The 21,426-nt window shown below is 71.7% G+C and carries 20 protein-coding genes; 14 read left to right on the forward strand and 6 right to left on the reverse strand.

Features of this window, described 5'->3' with window-relative positions:
• The first annotated feature begins 94 nt into the window (after positions 1-94).
• Positions 95-1,186, forward strand: a complete 1,092-nt coding sequence (locus ACFVJX_RS03750; protein ID WP_384124398.1) for a DUF2330 domain-containing protein — start codon at positions 95-97, stop codon at positions 1,184-1,186.
• 16 nt (positions 1,187-1,202) lie between these two features.
• Here ACFVJX_RS03750 and ACFVJX_RS03755 read toward each other — a convergent pair whose 3' ends face one another.
• On the reverse strand, positions 1,203-2,303 hold the full coding sequence (locus ACFVJX_RS03755) for a serpin family protein (protein WP_384124301.1): 1,101 nt from the start codon (positions 2,301-2,303) through the stop codon (positions 1,203-1,205).
• 60 nt (positions 2,304-2,363) lie between these two features.
• On the opposite strand from ACFVJX_RS03755, the gene ACFVJX_RS03760 reads away from it, so the two are divergent.
• Entirely contained in the window at positions 2,364-2,855 is a 492-nt protein-coding gene (locus tag ACFVJX_RS03760) for a GNAT family N-acetyltransferase (RefSeq protein ID WP_384124300.1), read from the forward strand.
• 12 nt (positions 2,856-2,867) lie between these two features.
• On the opposite strand, the gene ACFVJX_RS03765 is transcribed toward ACFVJX_RS03760, so the two are convergent.
• Positions 2,868-4,913: a DHA2 family efflux MFS transporter permease subunit gene (locus ACFVJX_RS03765; RefSeq protein WP_384124298.1), complete on the reverse strand. Its 2,046-nt coding sequence runs from the start codon at positions 4,911-4,913 to the stop codon at positions 2,868-2,870.
• A gap of 135 nt (positions 4,914-5,048) precedes the next feature.
• Between ACFVJX_RS03765 and ACFVJX_RS03770 the strand changes: the two genes are divergently transcribed.
• Positions 5,049-6,350, forward strand: coding sequence for a peptidoglycan-binding protein (locus ACFVJX_RS03770; protein WP_384124296.1), 1,302 nt, complete (start codon positions 5,049-5,051; stop codon positions 6,348-6,350).
• Positions 6,351-6,596: 246 nt separating this feature from the next.
• A complete protein-coding gene (locus ACFVJX_RS03775; protein ID WP_384124294.1) occupies positions 6,597-7,256 on the forward strand; it encodes an HAD-IA family hydrolase in 660 nt (219 codons plus the stop codon).
• A gap of 26 nt (positions 7,257-7,282) precedes the next feature.
• Here the strand turns inward: ACFVJX_RS03775 and ACFVJX_RS03780 are convergent, their stop codons facing one another.
• Positions 7,283-8,071, reverse strand: coding sequence for an ABC transporter permease (locus ACFVJX_RS03780; RefSeq protein WP_384124293.1), 789 nt, complete (start codon positions 8,069-8,071; stop codon positions 7,283-7,285).
• A gap of 305 nt (positions 8,072-8,376) precedes the next feature.
• On the opposite strand from ACFVJX_RS03780, the gene ACFVJX_RS03785 reads away from it, so the two are divergent.
• The 7 genes from ACFVJX_RS03785 (at position 8,377) to ACFVJX_RS03815 (ending at position 15,992) form a co-directional block, all read left to right on the forward strand.
• Positions 8,377-9,021 carry an HNH endonuclease family protein gene (locus ACFVJX_RS03785; RefSeq protein ID WP_384124291.1) on the forward strand — a complete coding sequence of 215 codons (645 nt, stop codon included), beginning with the start codon at positions 8,377-8,379 and terminating at the stop codon, positions 9,019-9,021.
• A 290-nt stretch (positions 9,022-9,311) separates the two neighbouring features.
• Positions 9,312-9,605, forward strand: a complete 294-nt coding sequence (locus tag ACFVJX_RS03790; protein ID WP_384124290.1) for a hypothetical protein — start codon at positions 9,312-9,314, stop codon at positions 9,603-9,605.
• An 86-nt stretch (positions 9,606-9,691) separates the two neighbouring features.
• Complete coding sequence (locus ACFVJX_RS03795; RefSeq protein WP_384124289.1) at positions 9,692-10,375, forward strand: ABC transporter ATP-binding protein; 684 nt, start codon at positions 9,692-9,694, stop codon at positions 10,373-10,375.
• Positions 10,375-12,540 (forward strand): permease, encoded by a 2,166-nt coding sequence (locus tag ACFVJX_RS03800; protein WP_384124287.1) that lies wholly within the window; start codon positions 10,375-10,377, stop codon positions 12,538-12,540. Before ACFVJX_RS03795 ends, ACFVJX_RS03800 begins: the two co-directional genes overlap by 1 nt.
• Before the next feature lie 117 nt (positions 12,541-12,657).
• Positions 12,658-14,412: an alkaline phosphatase D family protein gene (locus tag ACFVJX_RS03805; protein WP_384124285.1), complete on the forward strand. Its 1,755-nt coding sequence runs from the start codon at positions 12,658-12,660 to the stop codon at positions 14,410-14,412.
• 83 nt (positions 14,413-14,495) lie between these two features.
• Entirely contained in the window at positions 14,496-14,957 is a 462-nt protein-coding gene (locus ACFVJX_RS03810) for a DoxX family protein (RefSeq protein ID WP_384124284.1), read from the forward strand.
• Between the two features lie 354 nt (positions 14,958-15,311).
• Positions 15,312-15,992, forward strand: coding sequence for a DedA family protein (locus tag ACFVJX_RS03815; protein WP_384124282.1), 681 nt, complete (start codon positions 15,312-15,314; stop codon positions 15,990-15,992).
• On the opposite strand, the gene ACFVJX_RS03820 is transcribed toward ACFVJX_RS03815, so the two are convergent.
• Together ACFVJX_RS03820 and ACFVJX_RS03825 are read right to left on the reverse strand one after the other, a co-directional pair.
• A complete protein-coding gene (locus tag ACFVJX_RS03820) occupies positions 15,979-16,203 on the reverse strand; it encodes a DUF2277 domain-containing protein (RefSeq protein WP_362958731.1) in 225 nt (74 codons plus the stop codon). The genes ACFVJX_RS03815 and ACFVJX_RS03820 overlap by 14 nt on opposite strands.
• Positions 16,204-16,463: 260 nt before the next feature.
• Positions 16,464-16,910 carry a hypothetical protein gene (locus ACFVJX_RS03825; RefSeq protein WP_384124280.1) on the reverse strand — a complete coding sequence of 149 codons (447 nt, stop codon included), beginning with the start codon at positions 16,908-16,910 and terminating at the stop codon, positions 16,464-16,466.
• 284 nt (positions 16,911-17,194) lie between these two features.
• Between ACFVJX_RS03825 and ACFVJX_RS03830 the strand changes: the two genes are divergently transcribed.
• The 3 genes from ACFVJX_RS03830 (at position 17,195) to ACFVJX_RS03840 (ending at position 20,015) form a co-directional block, all read left to right on the forward strand.
• Complete coding sequence (locus ACFVJX_RS03830; RefSeq protein ID WP_384124278.1) at positions 17,195-17,734, forward strand: GNAT family N-acetyltransferase; 540 nt, start codon at positions 17,195-17,197, stop codon at positions 17,732-17,734.
• The gene (locus ACFVJX_RS03835) at positions 17,731-18,234 is read left to right on the forward strand and encodes a GNAT family N-acetyltransferase (protein ID WP_384124276.1); all 504 of its coding nucleotides are present in this window, start codon (positions 17,731-17,733) and stop codon (positions 18,232-18,234) included. Before ACFVJX_RS03830 ends, ACFVJX_RS03835 begins: the two co-directional genes overlap by 4 nt.
• A 506-nt stretch (positions 18,235-18,740) precedes the next feature.
• A complete protein-coding gene (locus ACFVJX_RS03840; protein ID WP_384124274.1) occupies positions 18,741-20,015 on the forward strand; it encodes an MFS transporter in 1,275 nt (424 codons plus the stop codon).
• A gap of 7 nt (positions 20,016-20,022) precedes the next feature.
• Here the strand turns inward: ACFVJX_RS03840 and ACFVJX_RS03845 are convergent, their stop codons facing one another.
• A complete protein-coding gene (locus ACFVJX_RS03845; RefSeq protein WP_384124396.1) occupies positions 20,023-21,204 on the reverse strand; it encodes an MFS transporter in 1,182 nt (393 codons plus the stop codon).
• Between the last annotated feature and the right edge of the window lie 222 nt (positions 21,205-21,426).

Genomic DNA, 21,426 nt, shown 5'->3' on the forward strand with positions numbered 1-21,426 from the left:
GGGGGAGGACCGGCGCATGCGGTGGGCAGGAACGGATCAAGGAGCACGGACCGGACCGCGCGCATGGGCGGTCCGCGCGCTCTCGCTGGTCATGATGGTGGTGTCACTGCAGTTGGGCTCTCTGATCGCACCGGCGTATGCCTGCGGTTGCGGAGCGATGGTCGTGGACCGGAACAGCCGGATGACGGTCGACCGGGAGACGTCGGCCGTCGGCTGGGACGGCAGCACCGAGCAGATCGTGATGCAGCTCACTGTCCGGGGGGACGCGCCGGAGGCGGCGTGGATCATGCCCGTGCCGCACCGTGCCACGGTCGAGCTCGGTGACGCCGCGGTCTTCTCCGAGCTCGAGACCCTCACCGCGCCGGTCCGCGAGACCCGGCACTACTTCTGGCCACGCTCCGGGGACTGGCCGTTCGGCGGTCCGGACAACACGTCCGGTGACGCCGCCGCCCCCTCGGCCGCCGCCCCGGTCGGGGTGGTGGGCCGGGAGCGGCTCGGCCCCTTCGACGTGGCCCGGCTGACCGCGACCGATCCCACGGCCCTGGAGGGCTGGCTGACGGACAACGGCTTCGATCTCCCGGACCGGCTGTCGACGGCGCTGCGGCCCTACGTCGAGAAGAAGTGGGAGTACGTGGCGATCCGCCTCGCACCGCAGGAGAAGGGCGGTCCGCTGCTCGGCCGGCTCGACCCGCTTCGGCTGCGATTCGCCAGCGACGAGCTGGTCTATCCGATGCGCCTGTCCCGGCTCGCCACGACGCCGCAGTCACTGGGTCTCTACGTGCTGGCGGACCACCGCATGGAGCCGCGCGGCACGATCGGCGGGCAGCGGCCGGAGGTGACGTACGCGGGACGGGTCGACACCGGGGGCGACAGCGGCGAGTACCCGGCGCTGGGCGCGCTGACCGGCGGGAAGCCGGTGTTCGTCACGGCGCTCAGCCAGTCGTTCCCGCGTCCGGAGCTGATCGACGGCGACCACGAGCTGCGGGCCGCGGCCGCCGACACCCCGTACCGGACCACGTACTACCGGGACGAGCTGCTGACCGTGGGCCCCTTCCCCGCCTGGGTGCTGTCCCTGCTCGGCGGCGCGGTCGTGGTGGTCGTGGCAGTGCTGCTGGTGCTGCGGGCCGGGCGCCGGCGCCCGGTGGCGCCGCCGCCGCCGGTCACCGCACCGCCGCCGCTGCGGTGACCGGGGCACGGGCCGCTCAGTCCGCCACCGGGGTGTCCGCCTGCCAGCCCGTGAAGAGCGGGACCTCGCCGGCGCCGTCCAGGACCACGATCCCGAACGGGCGGTCGAAGGCGATGTGCCGGCAGCGCTCGGGGCCGGGCGCCGCTCCCCCGGGTGCGGCGAGGACCGTCACGGCAGCGGCCTGCACGCCCTCCTCGGCCACCTTGACCACGGTCTCCTGCACCACCTGGCCGATCGTGAGCCGCTCGGGCGAGATCCCCGAGAAGTCGGCGCCGCCGCTCGTCGCGAGCCGAATGCCGAGCGCCGGCAACTGATCGGTCACCCGAACATTCGTACGCAAGGTGAATCGCGGGACCGCGATACTCAGGACGTCCGCGTCCAGCGGGGTGCGCGACGCCGCCGGCGCCCAGCCCGCGGGCAGTACGTCAGCCGCTCCCGCGCCCGGCTCACCCAGCACCAGCCGGACCCGGGCCGGGGCGCCGCCCGCCCGCTCGGTGCGGCAGCGGAGCTCGACGACATGGGCGCCGCCCACCGTCCAGCCGTCCCACGGCCCCGGTGTGCCGTACATGGTCGGCACCTCGCGGACCACCCCGGACGCGTCGGTGAACGGCAGGTCCTCGGTGTCGCCCGGCTCGAACGGCTCCTCCCAGCGCGCCTTCAGCGCCAGCACGTTGACGAGCACCAGCAGCATCTCGTCGCTGATGTCCAGGGGCAGCCGCTCGATCAGCCCGCCGGTCGCCTCCCGCACCCAGGCGTCGACCTCTGCGGTGTCCATCGGGCCGAACCCGATGTCAGCCAGCGCCTCCCGGTACGCGCGGTAGACCGGCACCCGGCTCCACACCCGGGTCGCCACCCCCAGCGCCTCGGTGGCCGCCAGCTCACGCACCCCGGCCGTCACCGCATCGGCGGCCTCCTGCTCCGCAACCCCCAGCACCGCCCGGAGCTCGTCCGCGGTCTCCCCGCGTGCCCCCGCGGCGACGACGGCCAGTGCCAGCCAGAGCCCGGCGGGCGAGCACACGAAGCTCCCGCCGCCCGTCCCGGCGAGCTCGCGTATCCACCGCTCTCCGAGCCGCCGGACCGCCCCGGCGCCCGTCGTCGATCCCGTCTCCTGCGTCACCGATGCCCCCTGCACCCAATTCACTTCTCCGCACGGTTGTGCGGAAGACAGAATGAACCAATGACGTGGACCGTGACGCCCGAACGCTTCGACTCGCCCGACGCCGCGCTGCTGCGCCGGGACTACTACGGCGAGGTCGCCGGCCGCTACTGGGGGCGGCCCGCGACCGTCGCGGAGATCGACGAGGGGCTCACGGACGACGGCGCGCGGCTGCTGGTCCCGCCCACCGGTGAGTTCGTCGTCGGCAGGTTCGACGGACGGGCGGCGGCCTGCGCCGGGCTGATCGTGACGGAGCCCGGGGTCGCCGAGCTGACCAGGGTGTTCGTGCGCCCCGATGTGCGCGGCACGGGGGGCGGCGGGCTGCTCATCGCAGCCGTCGAGAGCCGGGCCCGGGACCTCGGTATCCGGCTGATCCGGCTCGACACCCGTAATGACCTGGTCGAGGCGCGCGGGCTGTACGCGAAGCACGGATACCGGGAGGTCCCGGCGTTCCACCACCGCAACCAGTACGCGGAGCACTGGTTCGCCAAGGAGCTGCGCACCAGCGTGTGACGGACCCCGCGCTCAGGGCGCGTGGTGGTCGCGCCTCGGTTCCGGGCTGTGCGGCCGTTCCCTGCTCGAACCGCTCGTCTCGGCCGTGAGCTCCGACACCAGGGCGACCAGGTCGGTCGGCCGGTCCGGCCCCCACCAGTCGCCCAACAGCTCCGCCAGTGACTCCTCCCGGGCCCGCGACAGCTTCACCACGGCCTCCGCGCCGGGTTCGGTGAGCACCAGCTGGACGCCCACCCGGCGGGCCAGCCCCCGCTCCTCCAGCTGCCGGGCCGCCTCGCTGATCACCCGCAGCGGCACCGGGGCGACCTCGGCGAGCCGGGCGGGCTCGACGGTGCCGTGCCGTTTGATGCGCAGCAGCATCCAGCTCGCGGCGGGCAGCAGATCCAGACCGGCCGCCTCGGTGATCTTCACGTAGACCTCGCGGCGCCCCTCTCTGGTGGCGAGGACCGACAGGGCGCGGGCGCACTCGTCGTACGAGGAGCGCTGGACCGGGTTGGAGGCCAGGGTCTCGGTGGAGTCCGGGGCGGTCACCGAGCCGCGCAGCTTGTCCTCCTTGAGCAGCCAGGCGAAGACGAAGGCGACCAGGACGACGGGCGCCGCGTAGAGGAACACATCGGTGATCGACGTCGAGTACGCGCTGAGCACGGGCCGGCGCAGGGTGGGCGGCAACTGGCCGACGGCGCGGGGGTCGGCGGCCAGTCCCTTCGCGCTGACCCCGGGCGGCAGCGACTGGCCGGCGAGCGCCGCACCGAGCTTGGTCGTGAGCCGGTTGGTGAAGATGGTGCCGAAGATGGCGACACCGAACGAGGCGCCGATGGAGCGGAAGAAGGTCGCACCCGAGGTGGCGACACCGAGGTCCTGGTAGGACACCGCGTTCTGCACGATCAGGACGAGGACCTGCATCACCAGGCCGAGCCCCGCACCGAACACGAAGAAGTACAGGCTCATCTCCAGGGTGCTGCTGTTCTCCGTGAGCCGGTGCAGGAGCAGCAGGCCGATCGCGGTGATGCCGGTGCCGAGGATCGGGAAGATCTTCCAGCGGCCCGTACGGCTGACGATCTGGCCGGACCCGGTCGAGGTGATGAGCAGGCCGAGCACCATCGGGAGCATGTGGACTCCGGACAGCGTCGGCGTGATGTCGTGCACCACCTGGAGGAACGTCGGCAGATAGGTCATCGCGCCGAACATCGCGAAGCCGATGACGAAGCTGATCACGGCGACGAGGCTGAAGGTCCTGATCCGGAACAGCTTCAGCGGCAGCACGGGTTCGACGGCACGCCGCTCGACGAGCACGAAGGCGATCAGCAGCAGCACGCTCGCCACGGCGAGAGCGATGATCTGCGCCGAGGCCCAGGGCCAGGTGGTGCCGCCGAGCGAGGCGACCAGCACCAGACAGGTGGCGACCGAGGCGATGAGGAAGGTGCCGAGGTAGTCGATCGTGTGCTTCGTCCGGCGGACCGGGATGTGCAGCACGGCGGCGATCACCACGAGGGCGATGACGCCGATCGGGAGGTTGATGTAGAAGACCCAGCGCCAGCTGAGCTGTTCGGTGAAGAAGCCGCCGAGCAGCGGTCCCAGGACGCTCGTCGCGCCGAACACCGCTCCGAACAGTCCCTGGTACTTGCCACGTTCGCGCGGCGGGACGATATCCCCGACGATCGCCATCGACAGCACGATCAGACCGCCGCCGCCGAGGCCCTGGAGGGCGCGGAAGCCGATCAGCTGCGGCATGTTCTGGGCGATGCCGCAGAGCGCCGAACCGATCAGGAAGATGACGATGGCGATCTGGAAGAGCCGTTTGCGCCCGTACTGGTCGCCGAGCTTGCCCCAGAGCGGGGTCGCGGCGGTCGACGCCAGCAGATAGGCCGTCACCACCCACGACAGATGCTCCAGACCGCCGAGGTCACTGACGATGGTCGGCAGCGCGGTGGAGACGATGGTCTGGTCGAGCGCGGCGAGGAGCATGCCGAGCAGCAGCGCCCCGATCGCCACCAGGACCGACCGCGTGGACCGTTGCTCGCCGGGAGCCGGGGCCGGCGGGCTCGACTGCTGGGCCATGAAACATCTCCTCGGATCCGCTACAACCCCATCCTGTCCGTTTCGCACCGTTACGGCCTGCCGAGGAGCCGGATGATTGGGCTTACTGGCGGCGGGCTGCATAATCGCAGGCAGTTCAAGGGGAGGGGACCCACAATGGCCGGACATATGTGCCCGGAGTGCGGTACGGACAACAGACCCGGCACCGGTCCGGGATGCGCCTGCGCGGAACGCGGGGCGCAGCGCGGCGCCGGGCAGCAGCGGCACGGCGGCGGACAGGGGCGGGACGCCGGCGGGCAGAGGCGGGACGCCGGGGAACACGGCGCCGACGGGCCGCGGCAGGCCGCCGGGCACCATGGCACTGACGGGGCGGGGCAAGCCGCCGGGCAGCACCATGGCGGCACCGAGCGGGAGCAGCGGGCCGCCGCGCAGCACCGCATCGTCGAGGAGCACCACGCAGAGCGGTCCGCCGAGTTCGCGGCCGCGGAGGACTTCGATCCGCTGCGCATCCGGCCGTACGTGGCCCTGGGGGGCGGGGAGACGGTGGCCGACGGGTACGGACCGACCGGGGACGAAGCGGCCGAGGGGTACGGACCGACCGGGGACGCGACGAGGGGCCATATGGGGGACGCGCCGGAGAAGCGAGCGGGGGAGCCGGCAAACGGGCGAGCGGAAAACACGCCGGAACGCCACGCGGGGGACGCGGCCACCACGATGCCGTTGTTCCTGGACCCGGCGGGCCCGCTCCCGGACGCCGTGGAACCCGTCGGCCCGGGCGGCCGCCCGGGTGCCGCGGCCCTCGCGTCCGGCGCCGATCCCGTACAGCCCAGGCGCCGGAGGCCCTTCGCGGCGATGGCCGTGGCGGCCGCCGTCGTGGCGGTGGTGGGCACGGCGGCCTTCGTCGGCGGGCTGTTCGACGGGGATACCGAGGGGAGCACCGATCTGGACCCGGTCCTGCCCTCCACCGTGACCAGCCTCCCCGAGGAGAGCGCCGCGCCGTCGCCATCAAGGACTCCGTCGCCGTCCGTCTCACCGTCCCGGTCGGCCGCCGTGTCACCGTCGGCGTCCTCGTCCGCCTCGCCGTCGACGTCGGCGTCCTCGTCGGCGAGCGCGCCGGCCTCCGACTCCTCACCCACCGGCCGGTCGAGCTCTGCCCCGGCGTCCTCCCCGGCGGCCACGGAGGATGCCGGGGGCCCCGAGCCGGTGGCCCCACCCGCACAGGACGGCCCCACGCTGCGCCGGGGTGACCACGGCCCGGAGGTGGCCGAGCTGCAACGCCGGCTCCAGGAGGTCTGGATGTTCCGCGGCCCCGCCGACTCGGACTTCACGGACCGGGTCGAGCGGGCCGTCAGCGGCTTCCAGTCCTCGATGTACGTCCAGGGCGACCCGAAGGGGGTCTACGGACCCAGCACCCGACGCGCACTGGAGGCGGTCACCACAGGTCAGGGACGCGACTGACCCGCGCCGGGCGACCGCTGCGGGCGGGGATTCGCTTTCCTGGACGGGTTTTTGTATCGTGATGGAACAAAGTGGCCCCCAAACGCACTCCCTGACCGGCGGGCGGGGGCCGCTTGATCTCTTTCCCGCGGCGCCCGCCTTTTCGCGCCTCGCCCCGTCCGACCGCGTTGCCCGCCCGATCGCGTCGCACGCCTCCCCGCGTCGGCGCCTCCCGCGCAATTCGCTTCCCCGCTCTGGAGCCCGCCCATGCCGGCCACCGTCCTCACCGCCCGCGCCCTCCTGCTCGACATGGACGGCACCCTGGTGAATTCCGATGCCGTCGTGGAGCGCTGCTGGCGGCGCTGGGCACTGCGGCACGGTCTGGACCCGGAGGCAGCGCTCAAGGTGGTCCACGGCCGGCAGGGGTACGCCACGATGGCGGTGCTCCTCCCGGACCGCCCGGTGGAGCAGAACCACGCGGACAACCGGGTGATGCTCGCCGAGGAGACCGCCGACACCGAAGGCGTCGTCCCGATCGGTGGCGCCGGCGCCTTCATGGACGCGATCACCGCTCTCCCGCACGCCCTGGTCACGTCGGCCGACCGCGCACTGGCCGAGGCCCGGATGACCGCGGCGGAGCTGCGGATGCCCGACCTGCGGATCACCGCCGAGAGCGTGGGCGCCAGCAAGCCGGACCCGGAGGGCTTCCTCAAGGGTGCGGCCGGACTGGGCTTCGACCCGGCGGACTGCGTCGTCTTCGAGGACTCCGAGGCGGGCATCGCGGCGGGCCGGGCAGCGGGCATGCGCGTCGTGGGCGTGGGCCCGCGCGCGGCCGCGCTCGCCCCGGACGCGCACGTCGCGGACCTGACACAGATCCGGGTCGAGGCGGCGACGGACGGCTCGATCCTGCTGCACATCAACGCCTGACCCAGCCGCTTCCGCGCCCCCTCGGCTCAGCGCCCGGCAGCGGCCGCCGCACCGCGGCGCCCGGTGACGGGCGCGTCCGCCGCCTCGCGGTGGAGCCTCCCCCGCGCCACCAGTTCCAGCACGGTGGCGACGGCCGCCGCCTGTACGGCCATCAGCGCCACCAGCACGAACAGCTGTACGGCACCTGCCTGCACCGGTGAGGCGCCGCCCAGCAGCATGCCGACGAAGGCCCCGGGCAGCGTGACGAGTCCCACCGTCCTGGTCTGGTCGAGCCCCGGCAACAGCGCGTCGGACGCCGCCGGCCGGGCGATCTCCAGCCGCGCGTCACGGTCCGGGAAGCCGAGCGCCATCGCCGCCTCCACCTCCCCGTGCCGGGTCGCCAGTTCGTCGAGCGCCCGACGTCCGCCGAGCACGGTCGCGGTCAGGGCGCCCCCGATGAGGATGCCGGTCACCGGGATCAACGCGATGCCCCGGACCGGCACCAGCCCGGTGAGCAGCAGCACCGCGACCACCGGCACCACCCCCGCCCCGATCGGCAGGGCGACCCATCGCCACGTGCGGTTATCCGTGACGCGGTGACCCGCGGTCCATACCGCGACGCCGAACATCAACGCGATGAACGCGAAGGTCGGCGCGAAGGCGTGCACCACCCAGCCGATGAGCGAGGAGACCGCGGCGAGCTGGGCCGCCGCCCGCAGCCCGGCGAGCACGATCTGTCGCGACCGGCCGAGCGAGGCGAATGCGGCGATGCCCGCGGCCGCCGCGAGCAGCAGGGCGAGGACTATCCCGAGCGTGATGTTGACCGGTAGCAGCACGCCGCCACCTTAGGACGGCCGCGAGCACCGCTCAGTCGCACACCGGGCCTTTCGGACCCCGGGGTTGGCACGCCCCCAACTCGCATCTTTCCGGCCGAAACTGCCGCCGCATCAGTCGCGCACGCCCGCGCACACACTTCCGCACGCCCCCGCACACCGAGCCCCTTCGTCAGACCCCTTGATGTGACGTGCCCATGTCGCCACTCTGTTACCTGGCGCCCACCCCACGGAAACCTGGCGCCGCCACGATGGCCGGGCCGTTTCGGACGACCCGTTCAATATCCCCCCACATCAAGGGAGTTCGCATGTCAGGTGTCTACGCGCGTCGCATAGCCGTCCTCGCCGCCTCTGCCGCCCTCGCCGCAACCACCGGCCTCCTCACCGCCCCCAGCGCCCAGGCGGCCATGCCCACCCCGGTCGCCGCCTCCACGGCGCGCACCTATCTGAGCCAGCTGACCGTGCAGGCGGAAGGTTCCTCCAGCGGATACAGCCGGGACAAGTTCCCGCACTGGATCACGCAGTCGGGTGCCTGCGACACCCGCGAGGTCGTCCTGGAGCGCGACGGCACGAACGTCACACAGGACTCCAGTTGCGCCGCCGTCAGCGGGAGTTGGTACTCGGAGTACGACGGCGCCACCTGGACCGCCTCATCCGACGTGGACATCGACCACATGGTCCCGCTGGCGGAGGCCTGGCGGTCCGGCGCATCCAGCTGGACCAACGACCAACGTCAGGCGTACGCGAACGACCTGACCCGCCCCCAGCTCATCGCGGTCACCGACAACGTCAACCAGTCCAAGGGCGACAAGGACCCGGCGAAGTGGCTCCCCTCGCGCGCCGCCTACCAGTGCACGTACGCACGCGCCTGGGTGCACGTGAAGCACTACTACGACCTGACCGTCGACTCGGCCGAGAAGAGCGCACTGCAGTCCGTGCTGAACGGCTGCTGAACGATCACTGAACGGCGGCCGGGCCTTCCCAGGCCCGGCCGCCGCGGTCTCACCGGGCGCCTCGCTCTCACCGCGCTCACCGCTCCCACGAACGCCTGGCCCTCACCGGACGGTACGGAGTCCCTTATTCCGAGGGCGATTTCTGGTCGATCACATGCCGACGGCGATCACATAGGGCCCCGGATTCCGTTCGGCCGGCCGGGAACAACCTCGTACGCACCCAGCGGAAACGCGTGTGGCTCAACAGCCCCGGATGTTCAGCTGGTGAGCAGGGGACTTCCGGTCACCTCTTGTTAACTCCCGCACAGCCGTGTCATAAATCAGCCGCCGGTGGCGCACACGGCTGGTCTCCGGCTCAGAACGACAGCGGGAAGGTAGCCGTCAAGGACAACAGCAGTGACGGGGACCCGGTGAAGGCGGAGTACTACCGGATCAGCAACGTGGGGACGAAGAAGACCCTGTGGAACCACTCCGGCCCCGGCACCACCTCGTACTCGGCCGACGGCGGGACCATCTACGAGTTCAAGGTCTGTGACGAGAACTACGGCGCGCCGGACGACTGCTCGGGCTGGAAGTTCCCGTAGGCGGAAACCCCGATCCACCACTGCCGCACCAGTCCGGCCGGGCTGGTGCGGCTCCCCCTTTTTCCCAAGACAAGAGGCACGTTTCTGTGGACCGGAAAGACCTGTCAGGGCTTCACGTCAGCGACCTGCGCTACCAGGTCGGCGGGCGGACCCTCCTCGACGGCGTGGAGCTGTCCGTGTCCCGGGGCGAGTCCGTCGCCGTGACCGGCCCGAGCGGGTCGGGCAAGTCGACCCTCCTCATGTGCATTCTGGGCCTGATAAAACCGCAGGCAGGCACCGTGACCGCAGCCGGCAAGGACATCACGGGGCTCGGATCCGCGCGGCTCGCCAAGGCGCGCCGGGAGACGCTGAGCATGGTGTTCCAGTTCGGCGAACTCCTCCCCGAACTGAGCCCCGTGGAGAACGTCGCCCTGCCGGTCCTGCTCGACGGAGGACGTCACAACGACGCGTACCGGCGGGCGGAGGAACTCCTCGCCGAACTCGGGGTCCCCACCGGCTCCACCCCCACCGGGATGCTCTCCGGCGGCGAGCGCCAGCGAACCGCCGTCGCCCGCGCCCTGATCACCGAGCCCGCCGTCCTGCTCGCCGACGAACCGACCGGCGCCCTCGACCCGGAAGCCAAGGAGTCGGTCGCCGCCCACCTGTTCACCGCGGCCCGCGACCGGGGCTGCGCCCTGCTGCTCGTCACCCATGACCTCTCGGTGGCCGACCGTGCCGACCGGCGCCACGAACTGCGCGGCGGCATCCTGGCCGAAGCGCGGGCCCTGTGATGGGGAACCGAATCCGCACCGCGCCCACACTGCTCAGGATCGGCCTCGCGGCAGGCCGCTCCACGCCGGGTGACCGCTTGCGGTGGTGGGGCCTGTTCGGTGCCACGGCCGCCGTCGCCTTCGTCGTCCTGGCGACCGTGGCCACGGTCGCGACCTTCGACGGCCGGGAGGCCAGAGCGGACGCGAGGGGGCCGGTGGTCGCCTTCGGCGAGAACGCCCATGCCCGTCTGCTGTACCGGCAGGGCGGCGACTCCGTCGGCAGCAGGCCCGTCTCCCTCGTGTTCGTCCGGCCGCTCACCGCAGACGCTCCGGTGCCCGCCGGTGTGACCCGCTGGCCCAGGCCGGGCGAGGTCCTGCTCTCGCCCGAACTCATCCGTACCGGGGCCGGGGAGGGGATCCTGACCCGCTACGGAAGGTTCGCCGGCACCATCGGCGCGGAGGGCCTGGTCACTCCGTCCGAGCGGATCGCCTATGTCCGCGTACCGGATGAGTCGCCCACGAACGACCGCAGATGGTGGCCCGTAATCGCCTTCGGCGGCAACGGCGGAGCGACGGGAGAGATGGTCGATCAGCCGGCCGTGACCTCTCCCCTCCTCGCACTGTGGGCCCTGGCCGGGCTGCCCGCCCTCGCTCTGACCATCGTCGCCGCGCGGGTCGGCTCCCGCACCCGCGACCGGCGGAGCGGTCTGCTGCAGGCGCTGGGCGGTACCTGGCGCCACCGCATGATCGTCAACGTCGGCGAAGCGGCCGTCCCCGCCGCACTGGGCACGCTCACCGCACTCGTCCCGTACGCCGTCGCGTCCGCGCACAGCACACGCCTGGCACCCACCGGATACATCCTCGATCACCGCGATGTGGCGGGTGCCTGGCCCATGGCCGTAGCCGCGGCCGTGGCGTGCCTGCTGGTGGTACTGGCCCTCGTGGTGGGCACGCACCGCGTTCACCGGGACGGCACGTCCACCCGCCCCACCTCCTTCGGCGACCGCGTCCCCGCATGGCGCCCGGCCCTGTGCGGTGTCGGCGTCGCCCTGGTCCTGACGAGCCAGTACGTACCCCGCAAGGCGCAGCTCATCGTCTTCACCTCGGGAACCGTCGTGATGTGGGCCTTCCTCTCCTCCGTCGTGGCCCTCCTCACCCGCGGCCTGGGGTCCTGGATCGCCGACAGCGGGAAGCGGAAGGGCCATCCGGGCCGTCTGATCGGCGGACGGTGGACGCACGGGCACCCCGGCGTGATCGTCCGTCTCGCCCTGGCGATGGTGATCGGCATCGGCATCGTCGCCCAGATGCAGGTGTGGACCAGCAGGCTGGGAGTGCGCTCGAAGGCGGCCGTCGCCACGCACCAGCGGATCAAGGACACCGTGATCGAGGTGAATCCCAGCAGCATGACCGCAGGTCAGACGGACCGTTTTCGTTCCTCCCTGCCGGCCGGCTCGATTCTGCTGACCCGTACGTTCCATGATCCGGGATCACCCGGAGAACCGTGGGTCACGGTCGGAGGCACCTGCCGCGACCTGCGCGTGCTGCGCGTGGAGTGCCACGGCGAAACGGCGGCGCCGTCCGGAGGCAACGCCCAGGCGGAGGAAATGCGGCACTGGTACGGCGACTTCAGCTTCGTACCCACGCCCCGGGCCGGCGTGAAGGCGGACGGCACCCAGTCCTTCCTCGTCGTGACCCCCGCCGCCGGGCAGCTCGCCGCGGTGAAACGCGCCGCCTTCACCCTCCCCAACCCTGCTGTCCAGGTGACGGAACTGGGAGGGGGCTGGCTGGGGTCCTCGCGGTCCCGTCTGCCGAACTGGATTCAGCTGTTCGGCATCACGGGCATCCTCTTCGTCCTCCTGGCGGGGGCGGTGAGCGCGGCGGCGGAGTTCGTGCGGATCCGCCACGCTCTCGCCCCGCTGTCCGTCCTGACCGGCCACCGGCACGTGTTCCGCTCAGTGGCCTCGTGGCACCTCACCGTGCCCCTGCTCATCGCGACCGTCGTCACAGGCGTGGTGACCGCATGGCACTCGGTCTTCTTCATCGCCCTGGTGAAGGAAGGCTCCGTGTCCTGGACCGTCCTGGCAGCCGGCGTCTCGGTGTGTGCCGCGGTGTCCCTGACCGTCGGATTCCTCGGTGCACGCGCGGCAGCCCGCGAGGCGGAACGGTGGAAGCCCACCGCCGACTGAGGAGGCGTCCGCCGCCCGGAACCACCCCGAACTCCCCCGTCGTTCCGTACGGTACGAACCCGCCGTACGAATACCGCGTACGGAACCGTCCGTACGGAACGACGCGAGGAGCACCACATGGCTGCCGGGCTGCGCCTGGGACCACTACTGCGGCACGTCGACTGGGAGACCGCGTCCACCGCGACCGTCTGGGTCGAGGCGGACCGGCCGTGCGCGGCCGTGGTCCGGTGCGCGGACGGGGCCTCGGGCTCGTCCCGGACCTTCGCGGTCGCCGGACACCACTACGCCCTGGTGGTGGTGTCCGGTCTGACACCCGGCTCCACCACGGAGTACGAGGTGCTGCTCGACGACCGCCGGGTCTGGCCCCCCGATGACCACCGCTTCCCGCCGAGCACGATCACCGCCCCGCCGGTCGCCGGGAGCGGCGGGGGCGACGAGGAGGGCGCCGAAACCCCTTCGGTCCGGGTCGCGTTCGGATCCTGCCGCTGGGCGGCTCCGCCCGCGGGCGGTCACACGTCCGTCCGGTCCGATCCCGTCGGGCCGGACGCCCTGGACACGCTCGCGGCCCGCCTCGCAGCCGACCCCGACGCCCCACGCCCCGACGTGCTGCTGCTCCTGGGCGACCAGGTGTACGCGGACGAGACCTCGGAGGCGACCCGGCGCAGGCTCTCGGCGCGGCGTGATCTGGACGAGCCACCGGGCGCGGAGGTCGCCGACTACGACGAATACACCTGCCTGTACGACGAGTCGTGGCGCGACCCCGAGGTGCGCTGGCTGCTGTCGACGGTCCCCAGCTGCATGATCTTCGACGATCACGACGTCATCGACGACTGGAACACCAGCTCCGCCTGGCTCACCGAGATCCGCTCGAAGCCCTGGTGGCACGAGCGGATCGTCAGCGGACTGATGTCGTACTGGGTCTATCAGCACCTGGGCAACCTCTCCCCGGCCGAACTGGCGGCGGATCCGCTGTACACAGCGGTGCGCGAAGCCCCGGACGGCACCGAACCGCTCCGCCGGTTCGCGGCGGAGGCAGATGCTGACCCCACCCGTGACCGCTGGAGCTACCGGCGCATTTTCGGCCGAGTACGGCTTCTCATGGTGGACAGCCGCGCGGCCCGGACCCTCGACGAGCAGGAGCGGGCGATGCTCCATCCCGGGGAGGCGCGGTGGCTCCGCGAGGCGGCACTCTCCGGACGCGGTTCCTACGACCATCTCCTGATCGGCACCTCGCTGCCGTGGCTGCTGCCGCCCCTGATACACGACGCGGAGCAGTGGAGCTCCGCCCTGTGCCGGGGTGAACGGGGAGGGCCGGACGGCCGCTGGGCACGCGTCGGCGAGTATCTGCGGCAGCGCGCCGACCTGGAACATTGGGCCGCGTTCCCCGATTCGTTCGGGCAATTGGCTGAGCTGATACGGGAGGTGGGCAGCGGCCCGGATGCTCCGGCGACGGTATGCGTGCTGTCGGGCGATGTGCACCATGCGTACGTCGCGGAACCCGCCTGGCCGACCGCGGTCGCGGGCGGGGCCCCGGATGCCCGTGTCCTGCAACTGACCTGCTCTCCCGTGCACAACTCCGTCCCCGGCCCCGTCAAAGCAGGCTTCCGTTTCGGCTGGAGCCGGGCGGGGCGCCGGCTCGGACGGCTGCTGGCGCGGCACGGGCGCACCGGCACACCGCCGTTGCGGTGGCACAGGACGGGCGGTCCGTGGTTCGGCAATCAGTTGATGACCCTCACACTGCATGGCCGGAAAGCTGCGCTGTCATTGGTTCAGGCCAAGTCGAGGAAGACAGGGCCCCAGCTGGAGACCGTGTTCGATCGCGCATTGACCGACGGTGGACCGTCCAGTTTCAGCCAGTCAACTAAACGTTGAACTTGCAAGTATTGGTGAGGTTTGCCTAACCTGTGGCGCCCAGTCGGTTCACGTCCCCACCAGACCGAAGGAGCCCTCCCCCCATGTACACACGCCTCAACCGGGCCCAGCCCCATGCCCTCGCGCTCTTCCGAATCGTCGTAGGCCTGCTCTTCGCCTGCCACGGTGCCGCCTCGGTCTTCGGCGTCCTGGGCGGTGCCATGGGCGGCGGATCGATACCCGCCGGCACCTGGCCCGGCTGGTACGCGGCGGTCATCCAGCTCGTCGGCGGCAGCCTCGTGATGCTGGGCCTGGGCACCCGGATCGCCGCCTTCGTCTCCTCCGGCTCCATGGCGTACGCCTACTTCAAGGTCCACCAGCCCGAGGCGCTCTTCCCGCTGCAGAACGGCGGCGAGCCCTCGGCCGTCTTCTGCTGGGTGTTCCTGCTGCTCGTCTTCACCGGCCCCGGCTCCCTGGCCCTGGACCGGCTGTTCACGTCCCGCTCGGCCGCCCAGGACGTAGAGGAGGAACGCACCCCCGAGCCGGCGTCTCCGATCGCCGCCTGACCCGTAAGAACCCCGTACGAACCCGGTAAGAACCCCGTACGGACCCCGTGCGGACCCCGTGCGGACCCCGCACGTGGTTCGTACGGACCCCGTCCGAACCGATGCGCCCGCGCCGACCGGGCTCGTCGTGCCACCTCGCGTACTCCGGGCATCCGCTCCCCGGTGTACGCGAGGTGGTCTCAAAGCCCACACAAGTGACCCACGAGCCTCATGTGACATACCCGTGGGGTGCCCAACATCACGCATATATATGGATCTCCAGGTGAACGGCAGGCGTACGCTGTACAGCTGGCCCTGCCGCTCCTGCCGCTCCCCTGCGACGTCGCGGCGTTGTCACGAATCGGGGAGTAGAAGGTGCTTGAGAGTGTGGGTGCGCTGACCGGCAGCCCATGGATCTACGCGGTGGTCGCCCTCTCGGTGCTTCTGGATGTCTTCCTCCCCGTACTGCCCAGCGGTGTCCTCGTGATCACGGCCGCCACGGCAGCCGCCGCGGGCACGACGACCGTGGCCGCCGACGCGGCGGGCGCCGCCCGTCAGGTCACCCAGGTCCCCTCGCTCCTGGCCCTGATCCTCTGCGCGGCCAGCGCCTCCGTGCTCGGCGATCTCGTGGCGTACCGGCTGGCCTGGCGCGGTGGCGCACGCCTGGACCGGGCCATCGCCCGCTCCCGCCGCCTCACCTCGGCGCAGGAACGTCTCGGCGCGGCCCTGAGCCGCGGCGGCGGCGTCCTCGTCGTCATCGCCCGCTTCGCCCCGGCCGGCCGCTCGGTCGTCTCGCTGGGCGCGGGCGCCTCGCACCGCAAGGTGAAGGAATTCCTGCCGTGGTCCGCCGTGGCCGGTGTGGCCTGGGCCGGTTACAGCGTGGGGCTCGGCTACTTCGGCGCACAGTGGCTCGGCGCGAGCTGGCTCGGCACGGCGATCTCGGTGCTCGCGCTGTTCGTCGCCGGCGCCTTCGCCGCACTGCTGATGCGGCGCCCCGCTGCCGCGGCCGCCGCAGCCGCCGCCGCAGCCCCGGCCACGGTCCCTACGGCGTCCTGACACCTCCCCGCACTTCCAGACCGTCCAGCAGCCTGGCGGTCGACGCGGCGATCTCGTCGACGGCACGGTCGAAGACTTCCCTGTTGTGCGCGGCCGGGGCACGGAAGCCGGACACCTTGCGCACGAACTGCAGGGCGGCGGCGCGGATGTCCTCCTCGGTGGCCTCTTCCGGGAGGGCGGGCGGGCGAAGGGTCTTGATACTGCGGCACATATCTCAAGTGTGGACCGTGCCACTGACAACGTCCCGGCCACCGGACCGGGACATCGCAGGACCGCCGACGCGTGCCGGACGCCGCCTTCGAGCGACCGACGCCCGGCGGACGCCACTCCGACCGGCCGGCGGCCGTCGGACCTCGTCTTGAAGCGACCGACGGCCGTCAGGCGACCGTCTTCGAGGGACCGGCGACCCTCAGGCCCCCGTCTTAAGCGACCGACGGCGTCAGGCGACCGCCTACAAGGGACCGGCGGCCCTCAGACGACCGCCTTCGAACGATCCGTGCACAGGGCCCAGATCACGAAGGTGTCGATGGCGAGGGAGACGATCGCCCAGACCGGCTGGTAGGGAAGCCACATGAAGTTGGCGATCATGTTGAGCGCCGCCAGCACCACGCCGATTCCGCGGGCCCAGCCGTTGCCCTTGAGGATTCCCCAGCCGACGACGACGAGGACGACACCGAGGGCGAGGTGGATCCAGCCCCAGGCCGTGACGTCGAACTTGAAGACGTAGTCGTTGATCCGCGTGTAGACCTCGTCGGAGGCGATCCCGGCGATGCCCTTGATCGCCCCCATGACGCCGTCGACCATGAGCAGGACCCCGGCGAACATGACCCCGCCCGCGGCCCACGGGCTGATGTCCGGGTCAGCCGCACGCGACTGGGAGGGGCCCGAGGGGCCCGGCGGGGGCGCTGACTGTGCCATGGGAACTCCTCGGCAGGTGGGACTGCGCATCAGGCCGGCAGGTGGAACTGCACGTCGGACCCGCAGGTGGACTGAACGGTCGGACCCGCAGGTGGAACTGCACAGTCGGGCCGACAGGTGGAACTGCACGTCAGACCGACTCTGCTCGGCACCCTCCGGCGCGGCCACTTGGGCGCAGCCGAACGGGTGAGGCGGCGCCGGCCCCGGCAGCCGCGCCGCCCACGGAAATCCGTTTGGCACGGGCACCCGCCGGACAGCATCCTTTCCGGTCGGAGGTGGTGACGATGACCGACGTCGTACTGAGGCTCACGGCCCGCGATCTGTTCCCCGGCGACCTGGAGTCCTGCGGGTGGTCCGGCTCCCCGCTCCACGTGGAGAACATCGCGGGCCAGCTGGAAAGGGCCCGGCGCGGCGAGGTGGACTACCTGGCGGTGTGTCCCCCGTCCGGTGTCCCCGTGGCGATCGGCGGAGTCGACTACCGCGCCCAGGAGGGCGCGGGCACGCTGTGGCAACTGGCGGTGCACCCCTCGCTCCAGTCCTGCGGGATCGGCACGTTCCTCATCACCGCCGCCGAACAGCGGATCACCTCCCGCGGCCTGCGAAGGGCGGAACTCGGCGTGGAGGAGGAGAACCCGCGCGCCCGCGCCCTGTACGAGCGCCTGGGGTACGTGGCGTACGGCCAAGAGCCTGACGCCTGGGACGAGTTGGCCCCGGACGGCTCGCTCCGCCGCCACGAGACGATCTGCGTACTGATGGCCCGGGACCTCGACGCATCCCCGTCGGCCGGACAGGCGACGAGGCACCACCCGGGCTCGGCCTCATGATCGAGACGGAGCGGCTCGCCTTGCGACCGCTTGCGACCTCGGACGTCGACGCCTTCGTCGATCTGCACGCGGATCCGCAGGTCAGCCGGTTCGTCGGGACCTACTCCCGTCAGCAGGCGCTGGAACGGCTGACCCTGATCGAGCGGCAGTGGGCCGAGCGCGGTCACGGCCTGTGCGCCGTGGAGCTCCGGGCGAGCGGCGAGTTCATCGGCCGGTCCGGTCTGCAGTACTGGCAGCAGTTCGACGAGGTCGAGCTCGGATGGACGTTCCGGGCCGAGCACTGGGGACGCGGATACGCCACCGAGGCGGCCCGGGCCTGCCTGACCTGGGGCTTCGCCACGCTCGACGCCGACTACTTCACCGCGCTCATCCGTCCGGGCAACACGCCGTCGGTGAAGGTGGCCGAGCGCCTCGGCTTCTCTCCGCGGCGCCAGGACGAGCTGAACGGCAACCCCGTCACGGTGTACGCGCTGGACCGCCCCGCCGCCGCCGAAGGGTGACAACCGGCCGGCGGCATTCAGCGTGTGTCCCGGACGTCCAGCGACGGACACACGACTGGCGGCGGACGGGCCGGGCAGACAGAGGGCGGAAGGCAACGGACGGCGGAAGGTGGAAGACAGCAGCATGTCGCTCCCGCCGGAGCAGCCCGGCGCCGGCGGCCGACAACGACACGGACACCAGCACTGGCACTGGCACCGGCACCAGCACTGGCACTGGCACTGGCACTGGCACTGGCACAACCGAACGCCCCCTGAGGAGTTGAGATGCAGCATCGCGGGACACCCGGTCGCCCGAGCGCGCGCTGACGTTGCAGGTCGTGATCGACCCGTCATCGCGTGCTGCCTCCGACTCCGTACGAAGCCGCGGCACAGCGAGCCCTTCTCGCCCGATGCGCCGGTGCACCTCATCGTGCACCGGCCGGCGAGCGTTGTCCGCCGCAGCCCAAAGGGGTCCCCGTGCCACCCATCCTTCCCACCCGCGCCTCCGGACGTGCCAGGACCATCCGGTGAAGGCGGCGGACGACGGCTCCCGGACTCCGCCTGACCTGTGGCGGGACGCCGACTTCCGGCGACTCTGGGCGGGCCAGACCGCCTCCCAGTTCGGCGAGCAGGCGGGACAGGTGATCCTGCCGCTCGTCGCCGTGGTGTCCCTGGACGCGGGACCCGGTCAACTCGGCGCCCTGCGTGCGGCGGAACAGGCGCCGATCCTGCTGCTCTCGCTCTTCGCGGGCGCCTGGGTGGACCGCAGACGCTCCCGCTCGGTGATGGTGGTGGCGGACTGCGGCCGGGCGCTGACGATGGGGGCGGTGGCGGTCGCGTACCTCCTCGGCGTCCTCGGGCTCCCCGCGCTGCTCGTGGCGGCTCTGCTCGTCGGCGCACTGAGTGTGTTCTTCGACGTGGCGTACCAGGCGTCGCTCGTACGGCTGGTGGAGCGCGGCCGACTGGCGCAGGGCAACAGCGCGTTGGAGGGCAGCCGATCAGCGGCGCGCATCGGCGGCCCGGCCCTTGGCGGCACGCTGGTGTCGCTGTTCTCGGCGACGGCAGCCACCCTCACCGGTGCGTTCTTCTTCGCGCTGTCGTCCGTCGCGATCTGCCGGATCCGCAAGCGCGAACCGCTCCCCACACACCCCGACGGCCCCACCCGTATCTGGCGTCAGATCCACGAAGGCCTGCATTTCGTCGCGAGCAACCCCTCCTTGCGCGCGGTGGGCCTGGCCTCGGCGCTCTACCAGTTCTCCTTCGCCGCCCTGATGACCGTCTACCTGCTCTACCTCCCCCGCGAACTGCACCTCTCGGGCACAGCCGTCGGACTGGCGCTCGCGGCGGCGGGTCCGGGGGCGGTGGTGGGCTCACTGCTGTCGGCGAGGCTGCCTGAGCGTCTCGGATACGGCCGGGTGCTGGTGTCGGCGGCGATGCTGGCCGACGGCATGATGCTCGGCGTACCGGCACTGCACGGCTCCGGAACGGCCACGCTCCCCGCGCTCATGGGGCTGAACTTCCTCTTCGGGACGTTCAGTCAGCTGGTCAATGTAACGGTGATGGCCGTACGGCAGGCCGTCACCCCCGTCCGGATACAGGGCCGGGTCGTGGCGACGATCAATTTCGCCGGTATGGGACTGACGCCGCTCGGCTCGTTGCTCGGCGGCCTGCTGGCCGGGGCCTGGGGCCTGCGAACAAGCCTCCTGGTGACCGCCGTCGCCCTGGCCCTGTCCCCGGTGTTCATGGCCCTGTCTCCGCTGGCGCGCCTGGGGAGGTCCCTGCCGGCCGGTCTGCACGACTGAGCGGTGGTCACAGCCGGTTGATCCGGTACAGATCACGTACGCAGGCATTGGCCAGGGTGGCGGCGAGGATGACGCCCGAGCACACCAGCAGAATGTGCTGGCTGGTCCAGTGCTTCGAGGCCACCGCCACCAGCAGATACGCGATCGGGATCGCGATGCGCTCACCCACCGCGTTGAAGGCACCGAGACGCCCCAACTCCGCGTCGGGTACGTGCTGTTGCATGATCGTGGACCAGGCCACGATCGCGACATCCATCCCGACCCCCGCGACAGCGGCAGCGGCCAGTACGCAGACGAGGGGCAGCTCCAGCCCGAGAGCGGCCAGGGGCAGCATGATGCCCGAACTGGTCACCACACAGATCAGCATCAACCGCCGCGGCTTCCAGACCAGACAGACGAACGTACCGACCAACAGCCCTGCGGCAAAAGCGCCTTGCACCAGCCCCCAGGAGCGCGCACCCGCGTAGCTGTCCGCCGCGACCAGCGGCCCGAGCAGCTGGTATCCACCGAGCCATGCCGCGACAACCGCCGTTCCGGCCACGGTGTAACTCCACAGCCAGGTCCGCGAACGGAAGCCGGCCCAGCCGTCCCGCAGCTCACCCACCACGCCGCCGCCGGAGGAGACGGAACCGGCGAGCCGCAGCCCGAGCAGAAGGAGGGCCGCCACGGCGAACGTGGCAGCATCCCACCCGAGCGCCCAGGCAGGCCCCGCCAGCGCCACGACGAACCCGCCCACCACCGGCCCGATGATCTTCACCGCGTTCCCGGGCACCCGGACCAGCGCATTGGCCTGCTGAAGATGCTCCTTCGGCACGAGCCGAGACGCGATCCCCTGGGCGGCAGGCGCGATGAACGCGGCCGACACCCCGGAGAGACACGCACAGACGCTGATCGCGAGTGTCGTCGCCGCACCCACCGCCACCAGCACGGCAACGGCCGCCTGCGCCAGCCCGGCACCGAGGTTCCCGAGGAACAGGATCCGGCTGCGGGACATCCGGTCCGCAAGGACGCCGCCGAGCAGGAGGAAGACCAGGGTCGGCACGGTGTTCGCCGCGAGCACGATCCCGAGCGACTGCGCACCCCCGCCGCGCCCGATCACGGCGAACGCGAGAGCCACTGGCGCCATCGCCGAGCCAGTCGCCGACACGAGATGGGCCAGCAGGAACCGCCGGAAGACGGGTATCCGCAGGGGCGACGCGACGCGAGCCCCAGGCTCCGGCGGAGTGGTGGCGGTGGCGGTGGGGAGGGGACTGTCCATGAAACTCCTGCCGTCGCAGCGCCGGTGAATCCGGGCCGACCGGCGTACTCGGGAACGGGATGACGGCCAGGGGATTGTTGGACGGACCGGCCGCCCGGCCGCCCGGTCGACCAGCCGACCGCCCTCGGCTGACGTGTCGACCGCCGAGTCCGC

Origin of the sequence: Streptomyces sp. NPDC127177 (assembly GCF_042672475.1) — a bacterium.
In the GTDB taxonomy this organism is placed as follows: Bacteria; Actinomycetota; Actinomycetes; order Streptomycetales; family Streptomycetaceae; genus Streptomyces.